Annotated in this window: 23 protein-coding genes; 12 read left to right on the plus strand and 11 right to left on the minus strand. The window is 55.3% G+C overall.

Features of this window, described 5'->3' with window-relative positions; genetic code table 11:
- Nucleotides 1-114: 114 nt before the first annotated feature.
- Both GNT65_RS02905 and rnm read right to left on the minus strand, forming a co-directional pair.
- Entirely contained in the window at nt 115-735 is a 621-nt protein-coding gene (locus GNT65_RS02905; RefSeq protein ID WP_160793596.1) for an L-threonylcarbamoyladenylate synthase, read from the minus strand.
- Complete coding sequence (rnm, locus tag GNT65_RS02910) at nt 732-1,592, minus strand: RNase RNM (RefSeq protein ID WP_160793597.1); 861 nt, start codon at nt 1,590-1,592, stop codon at nt 732-734. Before rnm ends, GNT65_RS02905 begins: the two co-directional genes overlap by 4 nt.
- A 445-nt stretch (nt 1,593-2,037) precedes the next feature.
- Between rnm and GNT65_RS02915 the strand changes: the two genes are divergently transcribed.
- From GNT65_RS02915 to GNT65_RS02950, 8 genes are all read left to right on the plus strand, one after another.
- Nucleotides 2,038-3,591 (plus strand): anthranilate synthase component 1, encoded by a 1,554-nt coding sequence (locus GNT65_RS02915; RefSeq protein WP_160793598.1) that lies wholly within the window; start codon nt 2,038-2,040, stop codon nt 3,589-3,591.
- Nucleotides 3,588-4,196, plus strand: coding sequence for an aminodeoxychorismate/anthranilate synthase component II (locus GNT65_RS02920; RefSeq protein ID WP_160793599.1), 609 nt, complete (start codon nt 3,588-3,590; stop codon nt 4,194-4,196). Before GNT65_RS02915 ends, GNT65_RS02920 begins: the two co-directional genes overlap by 4 nt.
- 2 nt (nt 4,197-4,198) lie before the next feature.
- Nucleotides 4,199-5,248, plus strand: a complete 1,050-nt coding sequence (trpD, locus tag GNT65_RS02925) for an anthranilate phosphoribosyltransferase (RefSeq protein WP_181006112.1) — start codon at nt 4,199-4,201, stop codon at nt 5,246-5,248.
- Nucleotides 5,248-6,729 (plus strand): bifunctional indole-3-glycerol-phosphate synthase TrpC/phosphoribosylanthranilate isomerase TrpF, encoded by a 1,482-nt coding sequence (trpCF, locus tag GNT65_RS02930; RefSeq protein ID WP_160793600.1) that lies wholly within the window; start codon nt 5,248-5,250, stop codon nt 6,727-6,729. The genes trpD and trpCF overlap by 1 nt, the downstream gene beginning before the upstream one ends.
- A gap of 50 nt (nt 6,730-6,779) precedes the next feature.
- Complete coding sequence (gene trpB / locus GNT65_RS02935; protein WP_160793651.1) at nt 6,780-7,988, plus strand: tryptophan synthase subunit beta; 1,209 nt, start codon at nt 6,780-6,782, stop codon at nt 7,986-7,988.
- Complete coding sequence (gene trpA / locus GNT65_RS02940) at nt 7,981-8,784, plus strand: tryptophan synthase subunit alpha (protein ID WP_160793601.1); 804 nt, start codon at nt 7,981-7,983, stop codon at nt 8,782-8,784. Before trpB ends, trpA begins: the two co-directional genes overlap by 8 nt.
- 272 nt (nt 8,785-9,056) lie before the next feature.
- On the plus strand, nt 9,057-9,662 hold the full coding sequence (locus tag GNT65_RS02945; RefSeq protein ID WP_160793602.1) for an HAD family hydrolase: 606 nt from the start codon (nt 9,057-9,059) through the stop codon (nt 9,660-9,662).
- Nucleotides 9,663-9,755: 93 nt separating this feature from the next.
- Nucleotides 9,756-10,271 (plus strand): CIA30 family protein, encoded by a 516-nt coding sequence (locus GNT65_RS02950; protein ID WP_160793603.1) that lies wholly within the window; start codon nt 9,756-9,758, stop codon nt 10,269-10,271.
- A 24-nt stretch (nt 10,272-10,295) separates the two neighbouring features.
- On the opposite strand, the gene GNT65_RS02955 is transcribed toward GNT65_RS02950, so the two are convergent.
- Nucleotides 10,296-11,480, minus strand: coding sequence for an HD-GYP domain-containing protein (locus GNT65_RS02955; protein WP_160793604.1), 1,185 nt, complete (start codon nt 11,478-11,480; stop codon nt 10,296-10,298).
- Nucleotides 11,481-11,864: 384 nt separating this feature from the next.
- Between GNT65_RS02955 and GNT65_RS02960 the strand changes: the two genes are divergently transcribed.
- The 3 genes from GNT65_RS02960 to xthA are packed head-to-tail and all read left to right on the plus strand — an operon-like array spanning nt 11,865 to nt 13,541.
- On the plus strand, nt 11,865-12,410 hold the full coding sequence (locus GNT65_RS02960; protein ID WP_160793605.1) for a septation protein A: 546 nt from the start codon (nt 11,865-11,867) through the stop codon (nt 12,408-12,410).
- Nucleotides 12,410-12,709: a YciI family protein gene (locus GNT65_RS02965; protein ID WP_160793606.1), complete on the plus strand. Its 300-nt coding sequence runs from the start codon at nt 12,410-12,412 to the stop codon at nt 12,707-12,709. The genes GNT65_RS02960 and GNT65_RS02965 overlap by 1 nt, the downstream gene beginning before the upstream one ends.
- 22 nt (nt 12,710-12,731) lie before the next feature.
- Complete coding sequence (gene xthA, locus GNT65_RS02970; RefSeq protein WP_160793607.1) at nt 12,732-13,541, plus strand: exodeoxyribonuclease III; 810 nt, start codon at nt 12,732-12,734, stop codon at nt 13,539-13,541.
- A gap of 102 nt (nt 13,542-13,643) precedes the next feature.
- Here xthA and GNT65_RS02975 read toward each other — a convergent pair whose 3' ends face one another.
- The 7 genes from GNT65_RS02975 to GNT65_RS03005 all read right to left on the minus strand — a co-directional run bounded on the left by GNT65_RS02975 (nt 13,644) and on the right by GNT65_RS03005 (nt 21,376).
- Nucleotides 13,644-15,092 (minus strand): methyl-accepting chemotaxis protein, encoded by a 1,449-nt coding sequence (locus tag GNT65_RS02975; protein WP_160793608.1) that lies wholly within the window; start codon nt 15,090-15,092, stop codon nt 13,644-13,646.
- Between the two features lie 70 nt (nt 15,093-15,162).
- Nucleotides 15,163-15,657 (minus strand): DUF1097 domain-containing protein, encoded by a 495-nt coding sequence (locus GNT65_RS02980; protein ID WP_160793609.1) that lies wholly within the window; start codon nt 15,655-15,657, stop codon nt 15,163-15,165.
- A 234-nt stretch (nt 15,658-15,891) separates the two neighbouring features.
- The gene (locus GNT65_RS02985; protein WP_160793610.1) at nt 15,892-18,135 is read right to left on the minus strand and encodes a xanthine dehydrogenase family protein molybdopterin-binding subunit; all 2,244 of its coding nucleotides are present in this window, start codon (nt 18,133-18,135) and stop codon (nt 15,892-15,894) included.
- Complete coding sequence (locus GNT65_RS02990; protein ID WP_160793611.1) at nt 18,132-18,620, minus strand: (2Fe-2S)-binding protein; 489 nt, start codon at nt 18,618-18,620, stop codon at nt 18,132-18,134. Before GNT65_RS02990 ends, GNT65_RS02985 begins: the two co-directional genes overlap by 4 nt.
- A gap of 79 nt (nt 18,621-18,699) precedes the next feature.
- Nucleotides 18,700-19,446 carry an NTP transferase domain-containing protein gene (locus tag GNT65_RS02995; RefSeq protein ID WP_160793612.1) on the minus strand — a complete coding sequence of 249 codons (747 nt, stop codon included), beginning with the start codon at nt 19,444-19,446 and terminating at the stop codon, nt 18,700-18,702.
- Complete coding sequence (locus GNT65_RS03000) at nt 19,443-20,555, minus strand: XdhC family protein (RefSeq protein ID WP_160793613.1); 1,113 nt, start codon at nt 20,553-20,555, stop codon at nt 19,443-19,445. The genes GNT65_RS02995 and GNT65_RS03000 overlap by 4 nt, the downstream gene beginning before the upstream one ends.
- A 176-nt stretch (nt 20,556-20,731) precedes the next feature.
- The gene (locus GNT65_RS03005; protein WP_160793614.1) at nt 20,732-21,376 is read right to left on the minus strand and encodes an MBL fold metallo-hydrolase; all 645 of its coding nucleotides are present in this window, start codon (nt 21,374-21,376) and stop codon (nt 20,732-20,734) included.
- Between the two features lie 186 nt (nt 21,377-21,562).
- Here GNT65_RS03005 and GNT65_RS03010 point away from each other — a divergent pair, with 186 nt between their 5' ends.
- Entirely contained in the window at nt 21,563-22,852 is a 1,290-nt protein-coding gene (locus tag GNT65_RS03010) for an alpha/beta fold hydrolase (protein WP_160793615.1), read from the plus strand.
- Between the two features lie 579 nt (nt 22,853-23,431).
- On the opposite strand, the gene GNT65_RS03015 is transcribed toward GNT65_RS03010, so the two are convergent.
- Complete coding sequence (locus GNT65_RS03015) at nt 23,432-24,391, minus strand: integron integrase (protein WP_160793616.1); 960 nt, start codon at nt 24,389-24,391, stop codon at nt 23,432-23,434.
- Nucleotides 24,392-24,812: the final 421 nt, after the last annotated feature.

Consider the following 24,812-nt stretch of genomic DNA (forward strand, 5'->3'; position numbering starts at 1 on the left):
GTTGTCCTAGCAGAAAAGCCTACTCAAAACCGGCCAATAATCACTCGACTCTGGCGAGGCTAAACGACACCAAACGCGCGATTATACCTGCAATTTTGGCCAATAGACAGGGCTTTAGCCAAACTGGCTAACATCGCCTGCGCCTTCACGTAGAATCTCGATATCTCCCTCGGAAAGATCGATAACCGTGGTGGGTTTCTCACCCAGGTAACCACCATGAATGATCACATCCACCTGATGCTCCAGGATGTCACGAATATGCTCGGGATCTGACTCGGTAAACTCTTCACCCGGCAAGATAAGACTGGTAGACATCAAAGGCGCATCGAGCGCCTCCAGCAGCGCCAGGGCGATCACATTATCCGGCACGCGGATACCGATAGTCTTCTTCTTAGGGTTTTGCAGGCGCTTAGGCACCTCTTTGGTGGCCTTGAAGATAAAGGTGTATGGCCCAGGTGTGTTGTGCTTCAGCACGCGGTAGGCCTGATTGTCCACCCTAGCATAGGTCGCCAGCTCAGACTGGTCACGCACCATCAGCGAGAAGTTATGATCGTTCTCTATCTGACGAATGCGCACTATTCGGGTCATCGCATCTTTCTCACCCAACAGGCAACCTAGGGCATAACCTGAGTCTGTGGGATAGACCACCACCCCGCCCTGCTTGATCACATTGACCGCCTGATTAATCAGACGAACCTGAGGATTTTCCTCATGTACATAAAAAAATTGACTCATGGGTTTCCCATCCAATTATCCATTTGCCACACCCAATCGACACCTTGGGGTTGGAACATGTTTTTACCTAACTCGAGCCAGCTGCCGGGAAAATGAAAATCGCTTCCCAGCGAGGCATGCAGTTCATTGAGCCGACTCAAGGCAATTAAATTATTACGATCATCCAGGGTCTGCTGACCCAGCACCACTTCCATGGCATCGCCACCTGCGGCCTTAAATTCACGCACCAGACGCTTTAGCCATTTGGCCGACAACTTGTATCCGCTGGGGTGTGCCAACACGGCGACGCCGCCCGCCTCATGAATGATGGCGATAGCAGTTTCCATATCGGACCAATTGTTCGGCACATAACCTGTCTTGCCCCGCGCCAGATACTTCTTGAATACCGCGGCTGCATTGGGGGCATAACCATTGTCGGCTAACCACCGGGCATAATGGCCGCGACTCAGCGCCGCGCCTTCGGCTAACGCCTTGGCGCCCTCATAAGCACCACTGATCCCGGCCTTCTCCAGGCGCACGCCTATCTCCATCGCCCGCGCCTCACGCAAGGCCCGCTGCTGGCTCAGGAAGGCATCCAACCCCTGATGTTCAGGGTCGATATTGAGCGCGACGATATGGATATCGAAGTTATGCCAACGGGTAGAGATCTCGCAGCCGTTAATCAGGGTCAAAGGCTCGGCTTGACTGTCATTGAAGCTGTGGGCTTCCTCGAGGCCGGCTAAGGTATCGTGATCGGTAATGGCCAACATCTGTACCCCATTATCTAGGGCTCTGGCCACTAATTCTGACGGGGTTAACTGGCCGTCGGATGCCGTGGTGTGGCTGTGAAGATCGATTAAACGCGTTTCATCTGTCATCCCTTTATTCTACTCGACTTTGTTATTAGAAACATCTAATTGGATGAAATTGGACGAAATTGCATAAGATTCGTTAAATCTCCTCGGCAATCGCTGCAGATTGTGATCTTAAGATGATAAATACGCCAAATAGAAAAATATTCAATTGACAAGGCAACGGGGGGGATGTTTTTATATGGCCATCAACAAGATTTTACCTTTGCATGAGATAGACACTGAAATGACGACACAGCGATTCAACAACATCAACTGGTGGTGGCACTTCCCAACTTAGCGGGTGGTGTGAATGTCTGTGCTCATGTAAAAGAGACAAGATTTAAACAAAAAGCCCGCACTCGATGCGGGCTTTTTGCATTTAATCGCCTAATTTTATTAATAGATTTATAAACGACTAACCCAAACGCATAAACAAGTTAGTCCAATATCGGCAAGTAGGAGCGCAAATATGGGGCAAGAGTTTCTGGCCAGCGTCAACACGATAAAGGAGCGGATCACCTATCATGATGATCCTCTCCAGCTGTATCAGCACCTGACGCAAGATGCGGCACATACCATGTTGCTGGAGTCGGCTGAAATCGACAGTAAGGATCACCTTAAGAGCATCATCATGACCCACGCCGCCCTGGCCATACGTTGTGAAGGTTATCGACTCAGCTTCACCGCGCTGAGCGACAATGGTCAGGCCCTGCTGGCCCCCATCGCCCGCTTCTTCGGCGAAGATGAAACCCAGGTCGATGGCAACGCACTCACCCTAGTCCTACAAAGAGATACCTCACTGTTGGATGAAGATGCCAGGTTAAAATCCACCTCGCCCCTAGATGGCCTGCGCAGCCTGATAAAGCATATCGATATGGGCGACGATGCCCAGTTCGAGAGCCTGTTCCTCGGCGGCGTATTGGCGTTCGATCTTATTGACACGGTAGAGCCGCTGCCCAAGGTGAGCCAGAGCGCCAATACCTGCCCAGATTACCTCTTCTACCTGGCCGAGACATTGATCCTGGTCGATCACCAAGCGCGCAGCGCCGATATCATCAGCCATGACTTTACCCAGAATGCGGAAGTTAAGGCGGCATTGGCCGAGCGAGTCGCCCAGCTGCACCAGGCCTGTAGCTGCCTTCCCGATATCGCCTCGCTCTGCCCTGTGGATACCGAGGCCAAGGTGAATGTGTCAGATGATGAGTTTAAGGCCGTAGTGACAGATCTTAAGTCTCATATCGTCGCCGGCGATATCTTTCAGGTAGTTCCTTCGCGCAGCTTCAGCCTGCCTTGCCCGAATACCCTGGGCGCCTACCGCGCCCTGAGGGAGACCAATCCCAGCCCCTACATGTTCTACTTCAGAGGCGATGACTTTACCCTGTTTGGCGCCTCGCCCGAGAGCGCCCTCAAGTATGAAGCCAGCACCAATCAGGTGGAGATCTACCCCATCGCCGGTACCCGCAAACGGGGCAAGACGGCGAATGGCGATATCGACTTCGATCTCGACAGCCGCATCGAGTTGGAACTGCGCCTGGACAAAAAAGAGCTGTCCGAACACCTGATGTTGGTTGACTTGGCCCGCAACGACGTGGCCCGCATCAGCCAGAGCGGTACCCGCAAGGTGGCCGAGCTGCTCAAGGTGGATCGCTACTCCCACGTGATGCACCTGGTCAGCCGGGTCACCGGCCAGCTTAGATCAGACCTCGATGCCCTGCACGCCTATCAGGCTTGCATGAACATGGGCACCCTTACCGGTGCGCCCAAGGTGAGCGCGGCCCAGCTTATTCGCGGCGCCGAGCAGACACGTCGCGGCAGCTATGGTGGCGCCGTGGGTTATCTCAATGGCCTTGGCGACATGGATACCTGCATAGTGATCCGCTCGGCCTTCGTTAAAGAGGGCACGGCCCATATTCAAGCCGGTGCAGGCGTGGTCTACGACTCAGATCCCCAGGCTGAAGCCGACGAGACCCGCCAGAAGGCCCAGGCGGTCATATCAGCCATCAAGATGGGAGGCGGACAATGAAGCTCTACTTACTGGATAATTTCGACTCTTTTACCTACAACCTGGTAGATCAGTTCCGCAGCCTTGGCTTCGAGGTGGTGATCTACCGCAATGACTTAGATGCCCAGTTTATCGCCGGCAAGCTATTGCAAGAGCAAGGCAAGGCGGCGCTGGTGTTATCACCAGGCCCGGGAGCGCCCCATGAGGCGGGCTGCCTGATGGCGCTCATCGATCTGTTGGCGGGCAAGGTACCCATGCTGGGGATCTGCTTGGGCCACCAGGCGATGATCGAACACTTCGGCGGCAAGGTGGAACGCGCCAAGCAAGTGGTCCATGGCAAGGCCAGTCCGACTATCCACAACGGTCAGGGGATCTTTGCCGGTCTGCCCTCGCCGCTGCCGGTGGCCCGCTACCACAGCCTGGTGGCGACACAGGTGCCCGACTGCCTGGAGGTGATCGCCACCACAGAGGAGATGCCCATGGCCATCTCTCACAAGAGCGTCAAGGCGGTGGGCTTTCAATTCCACCCCGAGTCAATCCTGACCACACTCGGCAGCCAACTGCTGACCCAGACATTGACCTACCTGACCCAAGATACCCAATTAAGCAGCGGCCAAGGAGTATAGTAATGAGTGAACTACAGCCGATTTTAGACAAACTTTACCAGGGGCAAACCATCAACCGTGAAGAGACCAAGGCGCTGTTTAGCGAGATAGTCGAAGGCAAGATGGATCCCGTGGCCATGGCCGGCATGTTGGTCGCGATGAAGATGCGCGGCGAAACCATAGATGAGATCTCCGGTGCGGCGGACGCATTGCTGCAAGCCGCCAAGGCGTTTCCCGCTCCCAGTGAGGCGACACGCACCCAGGGCATAGTGGATATCGTCGGCACAGGTGGTGACGGCCACAACACCATCAACATCTCGACCACCTCAGCCTTCGTTGCCGCGGCGGCGGGTGCCAAGGTGGCCAAACACGGCAATCGCAGTGTATCGAGCAAGTCTGGCTCGTCGGATCTGCTGGCGCAATTTGGTATCGATCTCACCATGGCGCCCGCGACCGCAAGGGACTGCCTCGACAACTTAGGGCTCTGTTTCCTGTTCGCGCCCCACTATCACGGCGGTGTGCGCCACGCGGTGCCGGTGCGTCAGGCGCTGAAGACCCGCACCCTGTTTAACGTCTTAGGCCCATTGATCAATCCAGCCAGACCCGACTACATGCTGCTGGGCGTCTATGATCCTATGCTGGTGCGCCCTATCTGCGACGTGCTCAAGGCACTGGACGTCAAACGCGCCATGGTGGTCCACGGCAGCGGCCTGGATGAAGTGGCAGTTCACGGCGAGACCTTAGTCTGTGAGCTAAAACAGGGCGAAATCGTCGAATATTACCTCTCTCCCGAGGCCCTGGGGCTGAGCCACGCCGAGATAAGCGATCTCGCCGGTGCAGGTCCTGCCGAAAACGCCGAAATCACCCGCGCCATATTGCAAGGCCATGGCGAGTTGGCGCACACTGAGGCGGTAGCCGCCAATGCGGGCTGCGCCCTCTATGTGTCCGGCTGTTGTGACAGTCCACAGCAAGGCACGGCGCTGGCACTACAAACCCTCGCCAGCGGCAAGGCATATACCCTACTCGAGCAGCTTGCTAGCGCGAGCCAAAGTGACAACCTAGGAACAAACTGATGCAAGCGAGTGTAAACAATCAAATAGGCGCATCCAAGACAAGCAGCAATGTGCTGACACGTATCGTCGACACTAAACCGGCCCACATCGCCGCCCTGAAACAGCGCTTCCCCGAGGCCTCCCTAGCACCCAAGGTATCGGATCGTAGCCTGTACCAGGCACTCAAGGCGCCCAATGCCGGCTTCATCTTCGAGTGCAAGAAGGCCAGCCCCTCTAAGGGCCTCATCAGACAAGCGTTCGACGTCGAGGCCATCGCCGACGTCTACAATCATTACGCCGCGGCCATCTCGGTGCTGACCGACGAGCAGTTCTTTCAGGGTGACATGGATTACCTGCCCAAGGTACGTGCCCGGGTCAGCCAGCCCATCTTATGTAAAGATTTCTTCGTCGATCCCTATCAAGTGAAACTGGCGGCCCATCAAGGCGCCGATGCCATACTGCTGATGCTATCCGTGCTCGATGATGAGCGCTATCAACAGCTCGCGAGCCTGGCGGCACAGTACCAACTGGATGTGCTGACCGAGGTCAGCAACGAAGAGGAGCTCAAGCGCGCCATCGCGCTGGATGCCGCCATCATAGGGATCAACAACCGCAACCTGAGGGATCTCACCACAGATCTGGCGACCACAGAGGCGCTCGCGCCACGCATTCCGGCGGACCGCGTCGTTGTGAGCGAATCGGGGATCTACACTCAGCAGCAGGTGAGACGCCTGAGCCCCTTGGTGGATGGCTTCCTGGTGGGCAGCTCGCTGATGGCCGAGGCCGATCTGGATCTCGCCTGCCGCGCGCTCACCCTGGGCCACAACAAGGTGTGCGGCCTGACCCGCAGCGAAGATGTGCGCAATGTTGCCGATGCCGGCGCCCTCTATGGCGGACTTATCTTCGCCAAGAAGTCGCCTCGCTACGTCAGCCCAGAGCAGGCACTAAGCCTGGTCAAGCAGCAGCGAAACACAGGTAAGGCGCTCAACTTCGTCGGCGTATTCGTAAACGAAGCGCCGGGCACCATTGCCGAGCTGGCCAAGCGCCTCAATCTCTTCGCCGTGCAGCTTCACGGCAGCGAGAGCGAATATAATATCGCGCAGCTAAGACTTGCCCTCGACGCACTTGGCTGCCAACCCCAGATCTGGAAGGCGGTTGCCGTCGATGTGGATGCTAGTGTTAATGTCGACAGCGAAAGCAATAGTGACGAATCGCAAACATTAACCATCCCAACCAATGCCGATCGCCTGCTCTACGACAGCAAGACCAAGGCGGCAAATGGCGTGCAGTTTGGCGGCACGGGCCATGCCTTTAACTGGCAGCAGCAACTGCCGCACAAGGCAGATGCCATGTTGGCCGGTGGGCTTAATGCAGGCAACGCTTGTGACGCCGCCCGCCAGGGCTTCTATGGCCTGGACTTTAACTCGGGCCTCGAGTCGGCACCCGGCATCAAGGATGCCGAGCTTATCAAGCTAGCCTTTACCGCCCTTAGAGAATATTAACGTTTTGCGGCGCACCGAAACGGCGCCGCCCAGATAGAGAGAGCTTTATGATGACTAAGCTGGACCCTTATTTCGGCGAATATGGCGGTATGTTTGTGCCGCAGATTTTGATGCCCGCCCTCAAGCAGCTCGAAGCCGCCTTCGTCGATGCGCAGAACGATCCGAGCTTTCAAGCCGAATTTGCCGATCTGCTGAAAAACTACGCCGGCAGACCGACCGCGCTGACGCTGACCCGTAACCTCAGCCCCAACCCTCTGGTAAAGATCTACCTCAAGCGTGAAGATCTGCTCCATGGCGGCGCCCACAAGACCAACCAGGTATTGGGTCAGGCCCTGCTGGCCAAGCGTATGGGCAAGAAAGAGATCATCGCCGAAACCGGCGCCGGACAGCACGGTGTCGCCACGGCCCTGGCCTGTGCGCTATTGGGGCTCAAGTGTAAGGTCTACATGGGCGCCAAAGATGTCGAGCGTCAATCGCCTAACGTGTTCCGCATGCGTCTGATGGGCGCCGAGGTGATCCCGGTCACCTCAGGCTCTGCCACCTTGAAAGATGCCTGTAACGAGGCGATGCGCGACTGGTCCGCCAGCTACGAAAAGGCCCACTACCTGCTGGGCACCGCCGCCGGTCCCCATCCCTTTCCCACCATAGTGCGCGAATTCCAGCGCATGATTGGCGAAGAGACCAAGGCGCAGATCCTAGAGCGTGAGGGGCGTCTGCCCGATGCGGTGATCGCCTGCGTCGGCGGCGGTTCAAATGCCATCGGCATGTTTGCCGACTTTATCGAGGAACCTTCGGTGAAGCTTATCGGTGTCGAGCCCGCAGGGCTCGGCATAGACACGCCTAAACATGGCGCGCCACTCAAACACGGCAAGACGGGGATCTTCTTTGGTATGAAGGCGCCGCTGATGCAAGATAGAGAGGGCCAAATTGAGGAGTCCTACTCCATCTCCGCCGGCTTAGACTTCCCGTCTGTGGGGCCACAGCATGCCCATCTGGCGGCGACCGGCCGTGCCACCTATGAGTCGGCCACGGATGAGGAGGCTCTGGAAGCCTTCCAGCTACTGGCCCGTAGTGAGGGGATCATCCCGGCACTGGAATCAGCCCATGCCCTGGCCTATGCCATCAAGCTGGCCGAGGCCGCCACCGAGGAGACCCTACTTGTGGTGAACCTCTCTGGCCGAGGCGACAAGGATATCTTCACCGTCGCCGATATCCTAGAGAAACAACAAACAAGCAACGAGGAGAGCGGCAATGAGTAACCGTTACCAGGCAGCATTTGCCGCACTTAACGCAAGCGGGCGTGGCGCCTTCGTGCCTTTCGTCACCATAGGCGATCCCAACAAGGAATTGTCACTGAAGATCATCGAGACCCTAGTGGATAACGGCGCCGACGCCTTGGAATTGGGCTTTCCCTTCTCCGATCCCCTCGCCGATGGCCCCGTGATCCAGGGCGCTAACCTACGCGCCTTAGCCGCGGGCGCCACACCGACAGGCTGTTTCGAGATCATCACAGCGGTGCGCGCCAAGTACCCAGACCTGCCCATAGGTCTGCTGCTGTACGCCAACCTGGTCTATGCCAACGGCGTCGAAGCCTTCTACGCCAAGGCCAAGGCCGCCGGGGTAGATTCAGTGCTTATTGCCGACGTGCCGGTGGAAGAGGCCGCCCCCTTTATCGCCGCCGCCAAGGCCCACGAGGTAGCACCTATCTTTATCGCGCCGCCAAATGGCGATGCCGAGACGCTACGCCAGGTGGCCGAGCAGGGGCAGGGCTACACTTATCTGCTCTCCCGCGCTGGGGTGACAGGCACAGAGTCTAAGGCTGGCATGCCGCTGGATGATATCCTGGCCAAGCTCAAGGCCTTCGACGCGCCGCCGCCCCTTTTAGGCTTTGGCATCGCCGAACCGGCCCAGGTTAAGGCCGCCATCGCCTCGGGCGCGGCGGGCGCCATCTCGGGTTCGGCCGTGGTGAAGATCATCGAAGCTCATCAAGACGATGAGCAGGCCCTGCTCGGCGCCCTGGGTGAGTTTACCCGCGAGATGAAGGCGGCGACCTAAGCCCAAACATTCAAATTGGTCAATGACCAAACCTAATATCCCCGCCACGTGCGGGGATTTTTTTCCGCCAAGTGCACAATACTGATCCATTAACCCCTCGGCGCCGTATCACCAGCATCAAACCAAAAACAGCGGTACTTGGATGAAACGCTACGCAACATCGAAAGTCACAGGAGTGACAAGCGGCTACTGGCTATACTTATAGCTATTAGGCTAGCAACTGTGTTTCTAGCAACAACTGCCCTCGCCTTCAATTAACATAAGGAGACGCCATGCAAAGCTTTGACAGGATGTTCAAAGGGATGATTTTCGATCTCGACGGCACCTTGGTAAGCAGCTCCTTGGATTTTAAGGCCCTCAAGCAGGCGGTCGGCTGCCCGTTAGATCAAGATATTCTCGCCTTCGTGGGCCAGCTACCTAAGGCGCACGCAGAGGAGGCCCATGACATCATCACTCGGGCCGAACACTTAGATGCACTAAGTGCCAAGGCGCTGAGAGGCGCGTTAGCCCTGCTGGATTTTTTATTGCTGCAACAGATCCCCACGGCCATAGTCACCCGCAACAGCCACCGCGCGGCCGAGTTAAAGATAGAGCGCTGCGCCCTGCCGGTAGATCTGCTTTACAGTCGTGACGACGGGCCGGCCAAGCCTGATCCCAGCAGCCTGCTGGCCCTTGCCGATTCGTGGCTGATAGCGCCGTCACAGATCGCCTATGTGGGCGATCATCACTATGATGTCGAGGCCGCCAAGCGCGCGGGAATGCAATCTGTACTACTCGGGGAAGATAGAGCCTGTAGCGAACGGCATGGCGCCAGCTTCATCTTCAAAGATCTCATGGCGCTGCACAGGGCACTGCCCTCTATCTCCCTTTGCGCCTGAGCTTGCAATTAATAAGCAGCGCGAATGAATATGTTACTTGGCTTGATCTTACTGAGCCCTCATCTTTTCACTATCCAAGGAGTCGATACTAAGATGCAAACATTAGCCTTACTGACTCACCCGGGTCACTGGCAGATAGTCAACGATGGGGTAATGGGCGGACACTCCCAGAGTGAATTAAGCGAAACCCTTGGCCCAGATCAGCAATACATGCTGCGCTTCGATGGCCATGTCTCTCTCGCGAACAATGGCGGCTTCGCCTCTGTGTCACGCACCCTGAGCCAGGAGGAACAGCAGCTGTTGTCAGAAACAGACCCGCGTCACATTAGCCTCACAGCTATAGGCGATGGCAGGCGCTACCAGCTCAGGCTCAAGGTTCTTAAACAGGGCGAGATCATTCATTATAAGGCGGGCTTTGATACCCAGGTGGATACGCTGGCACACTGGTCATTTTCCCCTGATGATTTCATCGAGACCTTTCACGGCGAAGATTACCCAGAGCGACCACTGCCTGACTTTACTCAACTGGCAGCCCTTGGGCTCTTGATTGGCGACGGCCAGGAGGGAGAGTTTGAGCTGCTTCTCGCTGGCCTAAGCATTGAGCATTAATGATTAGCCGCTAGGACCAAGCCACTAGCCTTGATAGGAGAGAAACTCGATGATCTCATCCATATTGAGGTCGAAATCATCGGCGCGCACGTTCTTGACAATAATGTCATCACGCATCGCCGCCAGATCGATATTGGCGGAGATCTCGAAATGATTCGGATTCAGACAGTAGAAAGGCTTCACATTCGGACGAATGGGATCTTGCAGGTTGTGACTCTCGACGATCGCCAGACGGTTAGACTCCAGCTGCACCAGCGAGCCCACTGGATAGACCCCCATGCACTTGATGAAATGATCCACCAGCTCGGCGTCCAGCTCGTTGTTCTCCCCCAGGGCACGTAATATGCTAAACGCCTTCACCTGAGGATAGCCCGCCTTGTAACAGCGATTAGCGGTCAAGGCATCGAAGATGTCACAGATGGCAATCATCCTGCCATAACGGGAGATCGCCTCCGCCCCCACCCCATAGGGGTAACCCTTGCCGTTGAGCTTCTCATGGTGCAGTCTGGCAACCTCTAGGCTGAGAGGGCTGATGTTAGCCGTGTCTCCTATGATGCGAATGGAATGATTGGCATGGGTCTTCATCACCTCGAACTCCTCGGCCGTTAGTCGGCCCGGCTTGTCGAGAATGGCCGGTGGGATCATTATCTTACCCACATCGTGCAGGAAGGCACCTATCGCCAACTCACGCACTATCTCTTTATCTATCTTGAGATAACTGGCAAAGATCGTCATCAGCACGGAGACCGCCACCGAGTGTTCCAGCAGATACTGATCCTTGTGGCGTATATTGATCACGCAGGCCAGCGCGTCGGGATTGTCAAAGATCGCCTCGATAGACTGATCCGTAACCTGTCTTACCGGCTCCAGCGACAGGGGGACACCATTTTGGGCATCGTCGAACAGGCGTCGCTGGATCGCCTTGGACTCATCAAACAGCTGTCTGGCCCGGGTCAGTCGCTGTTTAAACAAACCGGGACTCGATTTCTCTCGATCGGCTCGCCTTAATGGGGCCGGCTCAGACGGCTGGACACGTTGCTTGCTGGTATCAACCTTCAGCTTCTCTATGCCCTTACGCTTAAATCCATCTATCACCTGTTGTTTAGTGATCCATCCCTGCTCCGCCAGTTGAAATTTGTTTATCGGCTGAGTGATCTCAACCACATACATGCCAACGGCTAATTCAGAAACATCCAGTTCCACTATCATATGCTGTACGTCCGCCCCCAGGAGGAAATTTACTGCTTTTGTGATGCGGCGAGAGCCACGTGAGCTGCTCGGCATCATTTGCAAAAATGTAGCACAAGCTTAACCAAAAAACTGCCTATCAAGCTCACTAAGATTTGAGACATGTCAAAAATTTCACTAATAATCATTAGCATACATTCGACATCGATAAAGATTTTGCAACACGTCTGCGCAAAAGAACATCAGTTTCCCCCCAGGCGGAAACACAACCGGGGCAGATCCGGGCCAGATTAAGGTAAATTCATCACAAATGCCGCGGTTTCCCGCCCTCTCGACATTTGCCCCATCCAAGAGGCATGTTACACTGCCAGCCATCTATATCTCTTGTTTGGTGAACTTGCCTACATGAAACAACTGCTCGACTTTTTACCTCTGGTGATCTTTTTCGCCGTCTACAAGTTTTTCGACATCTATATCGCCAGCGGCGCCCTGATAGCGGCTACCGCATTGCAGTTGGTCGTCACCTATCTGCTGTATAAGAAGATTGAGAAGATGCACCTAATCACCTTCGCCATGGTGAGCTTCTTCGGTACCCTCACCCTGGTCTTTCACGACGATGCCTTTATCAAATGGAAGGTCACTGTGGTCTATGCCTTGTTTGCCCTGGCATTGGCGCTGAGTCAATATCTAGGCAAGCCTATCCTCAAGGGAATGCTGGGCAAGGAGCTTATCGTCGCCGACAAGGTCTGGTCCCGCGTCACCTGGTATTGGTTCACCTTCTTCATTGCCTGCGGCCTGGTGAACATCTATGTCGCCTTTAATCTATCTCAGGAAACCTGGGTCAATTTCAAGGTGTTCGGCCTCACGGCCCTGACACTGATCAACACTGTGATCACTGTGGTTTACCTCTATAAACATATGCCTGAAGAACACAAAAAGGAACTCAAATAATGTGGTACATGATCTCATCTCAAGATGTTGAAAACAGCTTAGAAAAACGCATGCAAGCCCGTCCTGACCACCTGGCACGCCTGCAGGAACTCTCTGACGAGGGCCGCCTGATGATCGCCGGTCCACACCCTGCCATCGACAGTGACAACCCGGGTGAAGCCGGCTTCACCGGCTCGCTGGTCGTTGCCGAGTTCGACTCACTGGAAGCGGCGCAGGCCTGGGCAGACCAAGATCCCTACGTAGCCGCCGGCGTCTACCAAAGCGTCATCGTTAAACCCTTTAAGCGCGTACTGCCTTAATTACAATTCAGGAAGTAAGCTCTTGAAAATTGTTTCATTTAACATCAATGGTCTCAGGGCCAGACTGCACCAGCTCCAGGCGCTGATCGACAACCATAGCCCAGATATCATAGGTCTGCAGGAGACCAAGGTACACGATGAGGCCTTTCCTCTGGCAGAGGTCGAGGCCATGGGCTATCAGGTGCATTACCATGGTGGCAAGGCCCACTATGGCGTAGCCATGCTCTCTAAACAGACGCCGGTCAAGGTACAGAAAGGTTTCCCCACAGATGATGACGAGGCCCAGCGCCGGATGATCATGGGCACCTTTACCCAGGCCAACGGCCGTCAACTGACTGTGCTCAACGGTTACTTCCCCCAGGGGGAGAACATCAGCCATGAAACCAAGTACCCTGCCAAGCGCAAGTTCTATCAGGACCTGATGCTCTACCTGCAACAGCACCATAGTCCAGATGAAGATATCGCCATCATAGGCGACATCAATATCTCGCCAATCGACTTAGATATAGGCATCGGCGAGGCCAATGCCAAGCGTTGGTTAAAGACGGGTAAATGCAGCTTCCAGCCCGAAGAGCGTGAGTGGCTGCAGACGCTGCTGGACTGGGGATTAGTAGACACCTTCCGTCAGTTGCATCCTGCACGAACCGAACGCTACTCCTGGTTTGACTATCGCAGTAAGGGCTTCGACGACAACCGTGGCCTGCGCATCGACGTGATCCTAGCAACGCCTTCACTGGCGGCGCGTCTGACCGAGTCCGACGTAGACTATGATCTGCGGGGCATAGAGAAGCCTTCGGATCATGCCCCTATCTGGAGCAGCTTCCAAGACTAGTGGTTATGCATTATGTTATCGATCAAAAAAAGGCGCCATAGGCGCCTTTTTTATTGAGTCTCTTCTACTGAGTCGCTTTCATTGAAAAGTGATAGCGCCTAGCTACTGCAGGCGATATTGCGACAAGATGCCATCCAGCTCAGTCGAGGACTGCTGCAGCTCGCTGGCCAGCACCACAGAGCGCTCGGCAGTCTCCTTGATGGTCTGGGACTGGTCGCGGATCTCATTGAGCTGCGAGGCGATATCCCGCGCCGACACGCTTTGCTCCTCCGCCGATGCGGCGATCTGCGAGCTCATGTCGAACACCTGATCGATGGAGTCGGCCATGGTATCCACGTCACTGCCTACCGACTCGATAGCCCCGCGGCCAAGCTCGGCCTGCTCGACGATCTCATGGGTAATATCCGCCAGCTGACCCGAACCCGACTGCAGCCCCTCGATCATCGATTGGATCTCCACCGTCGCCTGCTGGGTGCGTCCCGCCAGGGTGCGTACCTCGTCGGCCACCACGGCGAAACCTCGGCCCTGCTCGCCGGCGCGCGCCGCCTCGATGGCCGCATTCAGCGCCAGCAGGTTGGTCTGTTCGGAGATACCGTTAATAGTGGTCACCACGGCGCCTATCTCGGTGGCATTACCGGAAAGCTGATCCACCGCACTGGAGGCCGCATCTATCTGGCCGGTCAACTGGCCGATACGGCGGACCGCCTCGGCGATACGCTGCTTGCTGTCGGCCGCCGCGGTCGCATTTTGCTTAGTATGATCTGAGGTGTTGGCCGCATTGTGGGACACCTCTTCGATGGCGGCGGTCATCTGATCCATCGCCACGGCGACGGTATCGAGAAACTGATGTTGGAACTGCGCCAGCTCATCGTTCTGCTTCGCCTGCAGATTAAACTCATCTGAGGCATTGGCGAGTGTCCTGGCGTTGTTGCCTATGGCCGTGACCATCTCGCTCATGTTATCGGCGTTTCGGTCGATTTCCCGTGCGATGAGACTAAAGTCATCCTTACCAAAGAAATTCAATCTAAAGGAGAGATCGCCGTCGGCCAAGCGCTTGATGGCGATATACATGTCCCACAGGCCGCCGCCCAAGGAGGTGGAGATCCAGTAACTCAGCTGATAAAGCGGATAGAGGGCGATAAGGGCTATCCACAGCATCCACCAGGCATCACTCTTACCTTCGGCCTCCCAGGCCGCCACATCTTGGCTCAGCTGCAAATATTGGCCAGCTATCGGCGCACTGGCGGTCACGCTGTCACCGCGGCGCGATTGCTCATCGCTGGTGGCCAGCCTCAGGCCATTATCTTGGGCAAAGCGCACTAACGCCTCGCCAGTTAACCCCATCTGGCTCGCCACTTTGGCATAGGCATCGACACTGGCCTGCACCCTAGCCGCCGAGCCGGCATGCAATTGGTTGGTTGCCGCGTTTAAGTTGAGCAAGGCGATGGTCAGGGTGATGGCCGTCACCATAGAGCAGACCACCCAAAATTTACCGTTAAGACTGAGTTTGATCAGCAAGGCATCTATCTTTCTAAACTGGATAGCTTTCATGGAAACCCACTTATTATCAGGCTAAATTGACAATTTCTTTCGACCTACAGATTCAAGTTAAGCACAATTTTTATTGCTGAGCCTTGATTAAACGTAACTTTATGGCAGGTATAGTCTTAGCGGTAAAGGCCACCATCTGCCCTGTTAGGAGTGTCATGGCATAGCCCAGTAGCGCACCGATAAATAGCGGCGGCAGTATGCTCGCGATATCACCGCCCAAGGCAAAGGTGATGCAGCAGCCGATGAAGGCGCCAGGAATGAAGGCGAGTCTCTGATAGCTGGCTTGCAGGCACATCAGGCTGGTGACTATGCCTGTCAGCAGATAACCCACAAGCGGCGTATCGAAATAGCTGCCACCCGAGATCACCACCCAGGCCCAGAACACTCCGGAGAGATTAGTGAACCATGTCATCAACACCCCCTGAAAACCCGCCTTTGGCTGAGCGAAGAAAGTGCTACACGCGAGAAAGCCAACCCAAGTGACTAAGTGAAATGCATCGGCGACCCCGGCCCAAACGGCAGCAAGTAGCCCTGCAGATAATGCGACCTGCATACGATTTTCCATGTATGACCCCTCATTACATTGGAATATTATTTTTGGTTAAATTACTCCAAATTGAATGACAAAAACAGGATCTAGGCCAAATAAACCGGATTAAATGTTATTAAATTGAAAAAATGGCACCATTTGTAGTAAAAGAACAAAATTTAACGCAACAAAGGCATAAGCGTGGTGATAAAAAAGCCAGTCGATATAACGACTGGCTCTAATGGTCTACAGCTTATCTATGGATAGCGACTAGATCTTGAAATGATCGCTCAGGGGCAGATCGCGAATACGCATGCCACTGGCCGCAAAGATAGCGTTGACGATACTGGGCGCGATGGGCGGTACGCCCGGCTCGCCCACCCCGGCGGGCGGCGCCATAGATGGCACCAGGATAGTCTCTATCTCGGGGCATTGACTCAGGCGCAACAGCGGATAGTCATGAAAGTTAGACTGCTCTACCCGTCCATCCTTAAAGCTAATGCGCCCCATCAGGGCGATGCTCAGACCAAACATCACGGCGCCTTCGAGCTGAGAGGCCACCCGGTCGGGGTTGACCAGGGTGCCGGCGTCGATGGCGATAACCGTCTTAAGCACCTTAAGCTGCTTATCCTGAGTCACCTCCACCAGGCTCGCGGCCGCCACATAGGCGGTAAAGCTGCGGTGCGCCGCAAAGCCCCACCCCTGGCCTGCTTCAGGCTTAGCCATCTGCTTCACCTTCTGCTCCACCGCTGAGATCACCCCCTTATAACGGGCGGTGTCCACAGGGTGACGCTCTAACGTCTCGCCATAGTTGCCATAGTTGAACTGCTGATCGCTAAAGGTCTCCAGCCTGTCCTTACCCAGCAACTCGCGCCACATGGTAAAGGTATCCAGGCCGCGTTTGCTCGCCAGCTCATCGACAAACACCCCTATGCCGAAGCCATGCTGAATGTTGCATACAGAGCGCATCCAGCCGATACGGGTATGGGCGCTGGCTTTTACCGACTCACAGCGCAGGCTGTCGATGGCCAATGGCACATCCACGAAGCCCAGATCCAGCTCGGAGGCGCTGGGTTCATCCACACCCTCGGCGAAGGTGGAGCTGATGCTGGGGAAGCCGGTGCGCTGCAATATAGCCTCGACTGCCTTGTCGCCGACTCTGGCCTTGAAATACTGGGCGCTGATGGCATGCAGGTAACCGTTTTGCAGCTCATCTTCCCGGCTCCAGCACACCTTGACCGGCCGCCCGGATTTTTGGGACAGCAGCGCCGCCTCGACGCAGAAATCTGGCTTAGACTTGCGACCAAAGCCGCCCCCCAGCAGAGTCACATGCACTGTCACCTGCTCGGCCTTCAGCCCCAAGGCTGCGGCAACTGTACCCTGGGCACTCTGAGGCGTCTGGGTCGATGCCCAGATCTCGGCGCCCTTATCGGTCACACTGGCGGCCGCCGCCGGCGGCTCCATCATGGCGTGGGCCAGATAGGGCACGCTGTAGACCGCCTCTATGGTCTTATCCGCCGGCCAGCTCTGGCTCTGCTCGCCCTGCTGTCTCACCGCCTTACCAGGCTTTTGCACCGCCTGCTTAAGCTGCGCCAGATAAGCGCTGGAATCGTGCCCGTCGTTTGGTGAGTCACTCCAGGTGATCTTGAGCGCCTTACGCCCCTGGGCCGCACTCCAGGAGTTAGTGGCCAGTACGGCCACGCCGCCAAGGGGCTGAAAGCTGGGCGCGCCCTGATGTCCCGGCAAAGTAATAACATCCACCACTCCAGCGACGGCGCGGGCCGCCTTATCATCGAGCTTGGCCACCTTGCTGCCGAGCACCGGCGGGCGCACTATGCTGGCATAGAGCATGTTTTCCAGCTGGATGTCGTAACCATACTCGGCGCTGCCGTCTAATATCGCCTCCATATCCACTATGGTGTGGCCCTTGCCGATATGGGTATAGGCCTTGGCGGACTTGAGTTTAAGGCCGCTCGCCTCGGGCAGTGGCAGCTTGGCCGCCGCCAGGGCCAGCTCGCCGAAGCTAAGGCTGCGGCCTGAGGCAGAATGAGTAACCTCGTTATTGGCTGTGCTGAGCTCGGATACCGGCACCTTCAGACGCTCGGCAGCGGCCTGCTCCAGCATGGTGCGGGCCATGGCGCCCATCTCGCGCATCTTGTCGAATCCCTTGCGTATGCTGCGGGAACCATCAGTGTTCTGACTGCCGTAGCGTTTATCGGCCAGCCCCTGAACCACCACTACCTTGTCCCAGTCGGCGCCCAGCTCGTCCGCCAACACCTGAGGAATGCCGGTGCGGATCCCCTGGCCCATCTCGGAGCGGTGACAGGTGAGATAGACCTTGTCATCTTCGCCTATGGCGATAAACAGGTTAAGGCGCGCCTCGCCGTTTTGCGCCAGCGCCATCGGGCTCCAGGCAAGGCCACTGGCCCCCAGGGCCAGACCGCCACCGGCGGCGCCGAACAGCTTTAACACATCCCGGCGACTAAAATTTTGTACCGCGCTGAACTGACTCATGCCTCCACCTCCATTGTGCTATCTACACGTTCGGCTTTGCCACTCGCCTGCTTGATCGCCGCCTTGATACGGGTATAGGTGCCGCAGCGACACAGGTTGCCCACCATGGCCTCCTCTATCTGGGCATCATTTGGCTGAGGATACTGACTGAGCAGCGCCGCCGCCGACATCAGCTGCCCCGCCTGGCAGTAGCCACACTGGGGTACGTTGTTGTCGCGCCAGGCCTGCTTGAGACCATCGGCCGCCAGCCCCTCTATGGTGGTCACCTGCTTGCCCTGCACCTGCTTTAGGCTGGTGAGACAGGCCCTGGCGGGCTCGCCATCGACATGTATGGTACAGGCGCCACAGAGGCCGGCGCCGCAGCCATATTTGGTGCCCGTCAGCCCCAGGAGATCCCTGATGGCCCAGAGCACGGGCATATTGGGATCGGCATCTAAGGTGTAGTCTTTTCCGTTTATCTTGAGTCCAAGTTTCGATTGGGACATCAGTTTCTCCTTGTTGACCAATAGGCTATGGTTAACGGCCTTGCTTTAATTTGAATAGCTTTAATTCGAATCGGTTGTGTCATTGGGCGCCCGCCTTGCTCCTCGCCAGGTACGCCATTAGCTGAGATCGGGTATCGATATCGACGCTGGCATCCTCCATCGCCATGGCGATGAGGCTGCCCTGCTGGTAACGCCGGGACAAGAGGGCCTTGGCGCCGCGATCGCCGCTCAGGGTCGACAGCGCCTCATAATCGTCAAAATGAAACAGCGCCGGCGCCCCCAGAGTTAACTCATAATAGGCACAAACCCGGGTGTTTGCCCGGGCGCGGGCGCGAAACAGCCCGAGGTAATCATCAGCCCCCAGTAGCAGCTGATCCCCAAGGGCAATCAATAGCGTCTCGGCGCGCTGGGCCCTGGCCTCCTTTGCCGCCGCGGCGATAGAGTGACCAAGCCCCCCTTGCCAGTCAGGGTTATGCACTAGCTTGGCCGAAGGCGGCAGACAACTGGCTACAGTCTCATGGTGGGCACCGGTGATCACACAAAGACTCGCGCCCAATCTGGCTGCGACCTCACTTAGCGCATGAAATTGGTGGCCTATCAGGGTCGTCTGGGATGGACTGGCAACGGAAAGAGCCACTATGCTTTTAGATTCAGTGGGCTTAGGTTCTGACGAAGCGCTTGCTAGGTCATTAGCGATTAAGTCATCACTCGCCAAATCATCATTTGTTAGCGACTGCGCCAGCTTCACGCCGCCGAAGCGTCGGCTTTCCCCCGCTGCCAGCAGGGCGATCATCACCTTACCTTGGATACAGGTATCAGGCTTCACGCCATCACCTCTTTGAGGGCGACCCGCTTGGCGCCGTGCAGCACGCCGTGACATTCGGACAATATGGAGAGGGCTATCGAGGATGGCAGCTCGCCCCCTAACGCCAGGCCGGCCGGCGCCGAGAAATAGGCGTTAAAACTTGCCGAGTCGAGCTCGGCAAGGGCCAGCACCCTGTCACGCCTATGGCCAGGGCCCAGTAGCGCCAGGTAGCTAAGCTCCCGGGCGTGTTGATGAATTGCTGCCAGAGCCTGGGCATCCAGCTCTAGGTTATGTTGCATCACGATGGCGCCATCGAGACGAGTCCAGAAACTCTGGGGCAGCTCATTAACCGGTAGCTTGATGATGTTGGCGCCAACAAAGTCATACTCCCTGGCATAGCTGGTGCGACGGTCGACCACATCCACTCGCCAGCCCAGCTGCTGAGCAATTTGACACACGGGCTGGGCGTCCAGGCCGCCGCCGAAGATGGCGATGCGATGACGTTCACGCAGGGGAACGACTAAACTTGCAGACTCACATAGCACTGCCTCGCCCTGCACTGAATGGCCTTGTAAGATGCCGGGGCGGGGAAAGTCGCTCAGTTGCCAGCCCGCCTTGGCATCATCCAGGGCCTGCTGACTACACCACACCTGAGCGCCTATGACGTTACTGTGACCAGATGAATCAGAGGAACCAGCGGCACTAGTCGAATCGAGCGACAGCGAAGCATCGACGAGATCTAGCTGATAATGGCATCGCCCCTGGCTGGCGAGCGCGGCCTTGAGCGCCTGAAAATGCAGATAGTGATTGGCGGCGCACAGGGGCACCAGCATGAGATGAACGAGTCCGCCACAGCCTAGCTGATAGCTAGCATCGGCCTCGTCGGTGGCATCGTAACAGACGCTGGCGGCCTGCCCCGTCTGGATCACCTTCTGGGCTCGGCGGCGAAGGTCGGCCTCCAGGCAACCGCCGCTCACCAGGCCGACACTCTTACCCATACCGTGGATCAGCATCATGGCGCCCACCTTGCGATAGGCCGAGCCCTCCACATGGGTCACCACGGCCAGCACCCAATCATCTTGGGGCGCCGCCGACCAGGCGTTGAGCAGATCTTCGATGTGATGTGACATATCCCTGTGTCTCTTAGGCAAAATTAAGGACTAATGCCTTAACCTAGCAGACACAGAAATAAAAAACAGACTCAAAGCGTTGCAAAAGATTTCACAACGAAAAAACGGCGATTCGAATGAACCGCCGTCTTAAAACAAGTATTTAGAATCCTGATTATCAAGATTAGTTAGTGAGATCAGTTCAGCAGTTGATCCGCCACGAAGGGGTTTTGCTGCCGCTCGGCGCCGAAGGTCGAGATAGGCCCATGACCAGGAATAAAGCTCACCTCACGGCCTAAGGGCCAGAGCACCTGGGTGATGGAACGGATCAGATCCTGATGACTCGACTGAGGGAAATCGGTGCGGCCGATAGAGCCCTTAAACAAAACATCCCCCACCCAGGCCAGCTTGTCAGCCTCGCTGTAAAACACGATATGGCCCGGCGTATGCCCTGGGCAATGCAGCACCTCCAGGGTCTGCTCGCCCACGGTGACGCGCTCACCCGAAACAAGATACTGGGCCGGCTCGAAGGCAGCCACAGGCAGAAAACCAAAATGCTTGCTCTGTTGCGCCAGGGTCTCCAGCCAGAAGGCATCGTCCTTATGGGGCCCAATGATGGGCACACCCGCCGCGTCGGCCAAAGCCTTGGCGCCGCCCACATGATCGATATGCCCATGGGTAAGCAAGATCTTCTCCAACGTCAGGCCGTGATGGGCCAGCTGCTGCTGGATCCGCTCTATGTCACCACCCGGGTCGACCACAGCCGCCAGCTTGGATTTTTCACACCAGATGATGCTGCAATTTTGCTGAAATGGCGTCACTGGCACGATTTGATACTTCATCTTATTCTTTCCACTTTCATCCACCTCGGCATAGGTTAAATCATCGGGGTGGGATTCTCTAACGGCACTGACAAAAAGATTGATCTAGGATAACCTATCCGCGTCATTTAGTACTCTGTTGCCTGACATTAGCGCACATTTTTTCATCAAGATGAATTATCAATAAGAATCAGCTAAAGGATCATCATGTCCGACCTACAACGCCTCGCCGGCATCCATTGCCGCAAACACTTTTTTTCGCTGCCACTAGATCACCAAGCCCCAGATGGCGAGTGCATCACTGTCTTCGCCCGCGAACTCGTGGCCCCCGAGCACAAGGACAGCCAGCAGCCTTATCTGGTTTACTTCCAGGGCGGCCCTGGCTTTGGCGCCGTCAGACCCGCGGCCAACGGCGGCTGGATAAAGCGCGCCCTGCAGGAATATCGTGTCTTGCTGCTGGATCAGCGCGGCACCGGCCTGTCCAGCCCCATCAACTATGCCTCACTGGCCCATCTGGACTCACAGGCCCAGGCCGACTACCTCAGCCATTTTCGCGCCGACAGCATCATCCAAGATGCCGAGCTTATCAGGGCGCAGCTCATAGGCGATGAGAAGTGGAGCATACTCGGTCAGAGCTTCGGCGGCTTCTGCGTGCTTAAATACCTAAACGATGCGCCCCATGGCCTGCATGAGGCCTACATCACGGGCGGCATCCCTTCGCTGACCCGCAGCGCCGATGAGGTCTATCAGGCCACCTACAAGCGGGTGCTGGCCAAGAACCAAGACTTCTTCGCCCGTTTCCCAGACGCGCAAGCCCTGGTTAAACGCCTGGCCGCCTACCTGCAACAGAACGAGGTGCGCATCGCCACCGGCGAGCGCCTCACGGTGGAGATGCTGCAACTTCTGGGGATCAACATCGGCATGGAGCAAGGGGGCGAGCCCGTCTATTACCTGCTGGAACAGGCATTGATAGAGACGGCCCAGGGCACTCAAGTCAACCCGCTGTTTTTGGCCCACTTCTGCCAGCTATTGGACTTTAACACCAACCCCATCTTCGCCCTGCTGCACGAGAGCATCTATTGTCAGCAAGATGCGTCGAGCTGGGCGGCCCATAGGGTGAGACAAAGCTATGATGAGTTTAACTACCAGACGGACAAGCCCTTCCTGTTTACCGGCGAGATGGTCTATCCCTGGTTCTTCGACCAGTTCACTAACCTCAAGCCGCTGAAACACGCGGCGCACCTGCTGGCCGACAAGGCCGACTGGCCCATGCTCTACGATCCGGCCAAACTGGCCGACAATCAAGTGCCAGTAGCCGCGGCCATCTACAGCGAAGATATGTTTGTCGAGATGAACTACAGCCTGGAGACAGCGGCTCAGGTGGGGAACCTAAGGTACTGGCTCACCTCTGAATATGAGCATAATGGCATACGTATGGATGGGGAGCATATTTTGGATAGGTTGATTGGGATTAATCGTGGGGAGAGACTTAGGTAAATCTTCTCGGGGGCGTATCGCTCGCCCCTTTTCCCCTGCTCTATCTCTTGCTCATTTCCTGTTTCGTTCGTCGATTCGTCCATCGAGGCTATTTCATATTTTTAGCATGATTACTTTCGCCGTTGGTGGTGTTGGCATTTGTTAAGGTGATTTGAAGGTCGTACCTTCGTTGCTATCTAACGCCTGCCCGGCGGGTGCTGTACAAGGACGTACCAATGTCGTGATCACATGGATGTGAAAGAACGACGTATGTGCAGATACGCCTGTGAGACGCCGTGAATAAATCCCTTTAGGCTCTACCGAAACATCTGATGTGAAAGGACTCACGAATGCCGCGTTGACATGGATGTCAAAGAGCGGCCTTGTTTCGGAAGCTCACCGGCGTATCTGCACTAAGTATCTAAACGTCTCTTCGATTTAGCTTCATTTGCTGCGGGTAGTATTTGGTGCAGAAAGGTGATCAAAAGCTAACTTGATTTTGCCCCATTGCGAGTTATTGGGGCAGCTGACAATTAACTCTACAAACTATAAGTTGACTAAATTTTAGTAATGCTACAGAGTTTCTAGAGTACTCCGACTTTACAGTGTGTCTAACGGACTCGTTGTCCCCGCGAAATGTTGGCCAAGTACATGTGTATAGATTTGTGTTGTACTCACGTCATTGTGGCCAAGTAACTCTTGAACACTTCTTATATCACGACCGGCTTGAAGTAGATGAGTTGCGAAGCTATGCCTAAACGTGTGGCAGGTGACGCGTTTATTTATTTGAATACTACGCACGGCATTCCCGAGCGCTTTACGAATAACACTCTGATGCAGATGATGCCTGCAAACTATTCCAGTATACGGGTGGATGCAGGTCGTTTTAGAAGGGAAAATAAACATCCATCCGCGCTGCCTAAAAGCGTTAGGGTATTTACGTTCTAATGCATTTGGCAGTGAAGGGCCTATCCCTCGTTGGTTGTCATACTGTTGGATCTTAGTAGCTTTCTCAATATATGCTGTAAGCTTTTCGGCGCATTTATGGCTGAGGATGGTTTGCCTATCTTTTCGCCCTTTTCCGTCTCTAATGGTCAGTGTAGCCCGCTCCATATCAATGTCTTGGACACGTAACCGGAGACATTCTGAAACTCTCAGTCCACTACCATAGAGCAGCTCAATGATTAGCCTGTCGCGGCCATAGAGTTGATTTAATATCGATGATATTTCCAATGGGGATAACACTGTCGGTAAATGTCGCTGTTTAGTGGCATAGCAAAAACCTAAATCCCCAAGCTCATGGTGCAAATGCTTCTGATACAAATAGGCCAATGCATTAAGTGCAATTTTTTGAGTGTTGATTGCCACATTCCGTTGGTTGGCAAGGAAGGTTAAAAATTGTGTAACTTCTTCCGTTCCCATTGTTTCGGGGTGACGCTTGTGGTGAAAGTTAATGAATGCCTTGATCCAATACAGATAAGTTTTTTCTGTTCTAATACTGTAACCACGCATGCGCATTGTTTCTTGAACACCGATTAGAAATAGGCTTTTTAGACTCATGATAACCTCACTCTAAAGTACTGTTTATTTATACAGTATTATTTGATATTTCCGAATATCAAGGAAAATAGTGAAATAATTTTGCGCGTTTATACACGTACTAATTCATATAGTTCATTTTTATCAATCAGTTATGTGTTGACGACTTGAGATAATAGGTTTGGAAAACGCGCATGCGCGTTTTTCTAGATGGTATATTTAGCAAAATGCTGATAAGTTCATTGTATACAGATAGTTAACTGTGCGCGTTTTTACTGGTCCAACGAGGTAAACGCGCATGCGCACTAATAAAATGTTAAATTTTTCGGAGAGATAGTTAATGGATTCGAGTCAGAAGGAGAAAGCTCTGGAAGCAATTAAGGCTACTATTGGCACTGAAGAAGGAGAGTATGGAATCGATCTATTTGTTTCCCATCATCTA

It is taken from the genome of Shewanella insulae (assembly GCF_009831655.1).
In the GTDB taxonomy this organism is placed as follows: Bacteria; Pseudomonadota; Gammaproteobacteria; order Enterobacterales; family Shewanellaceae; genus Shewanella; species Shewanella insulae.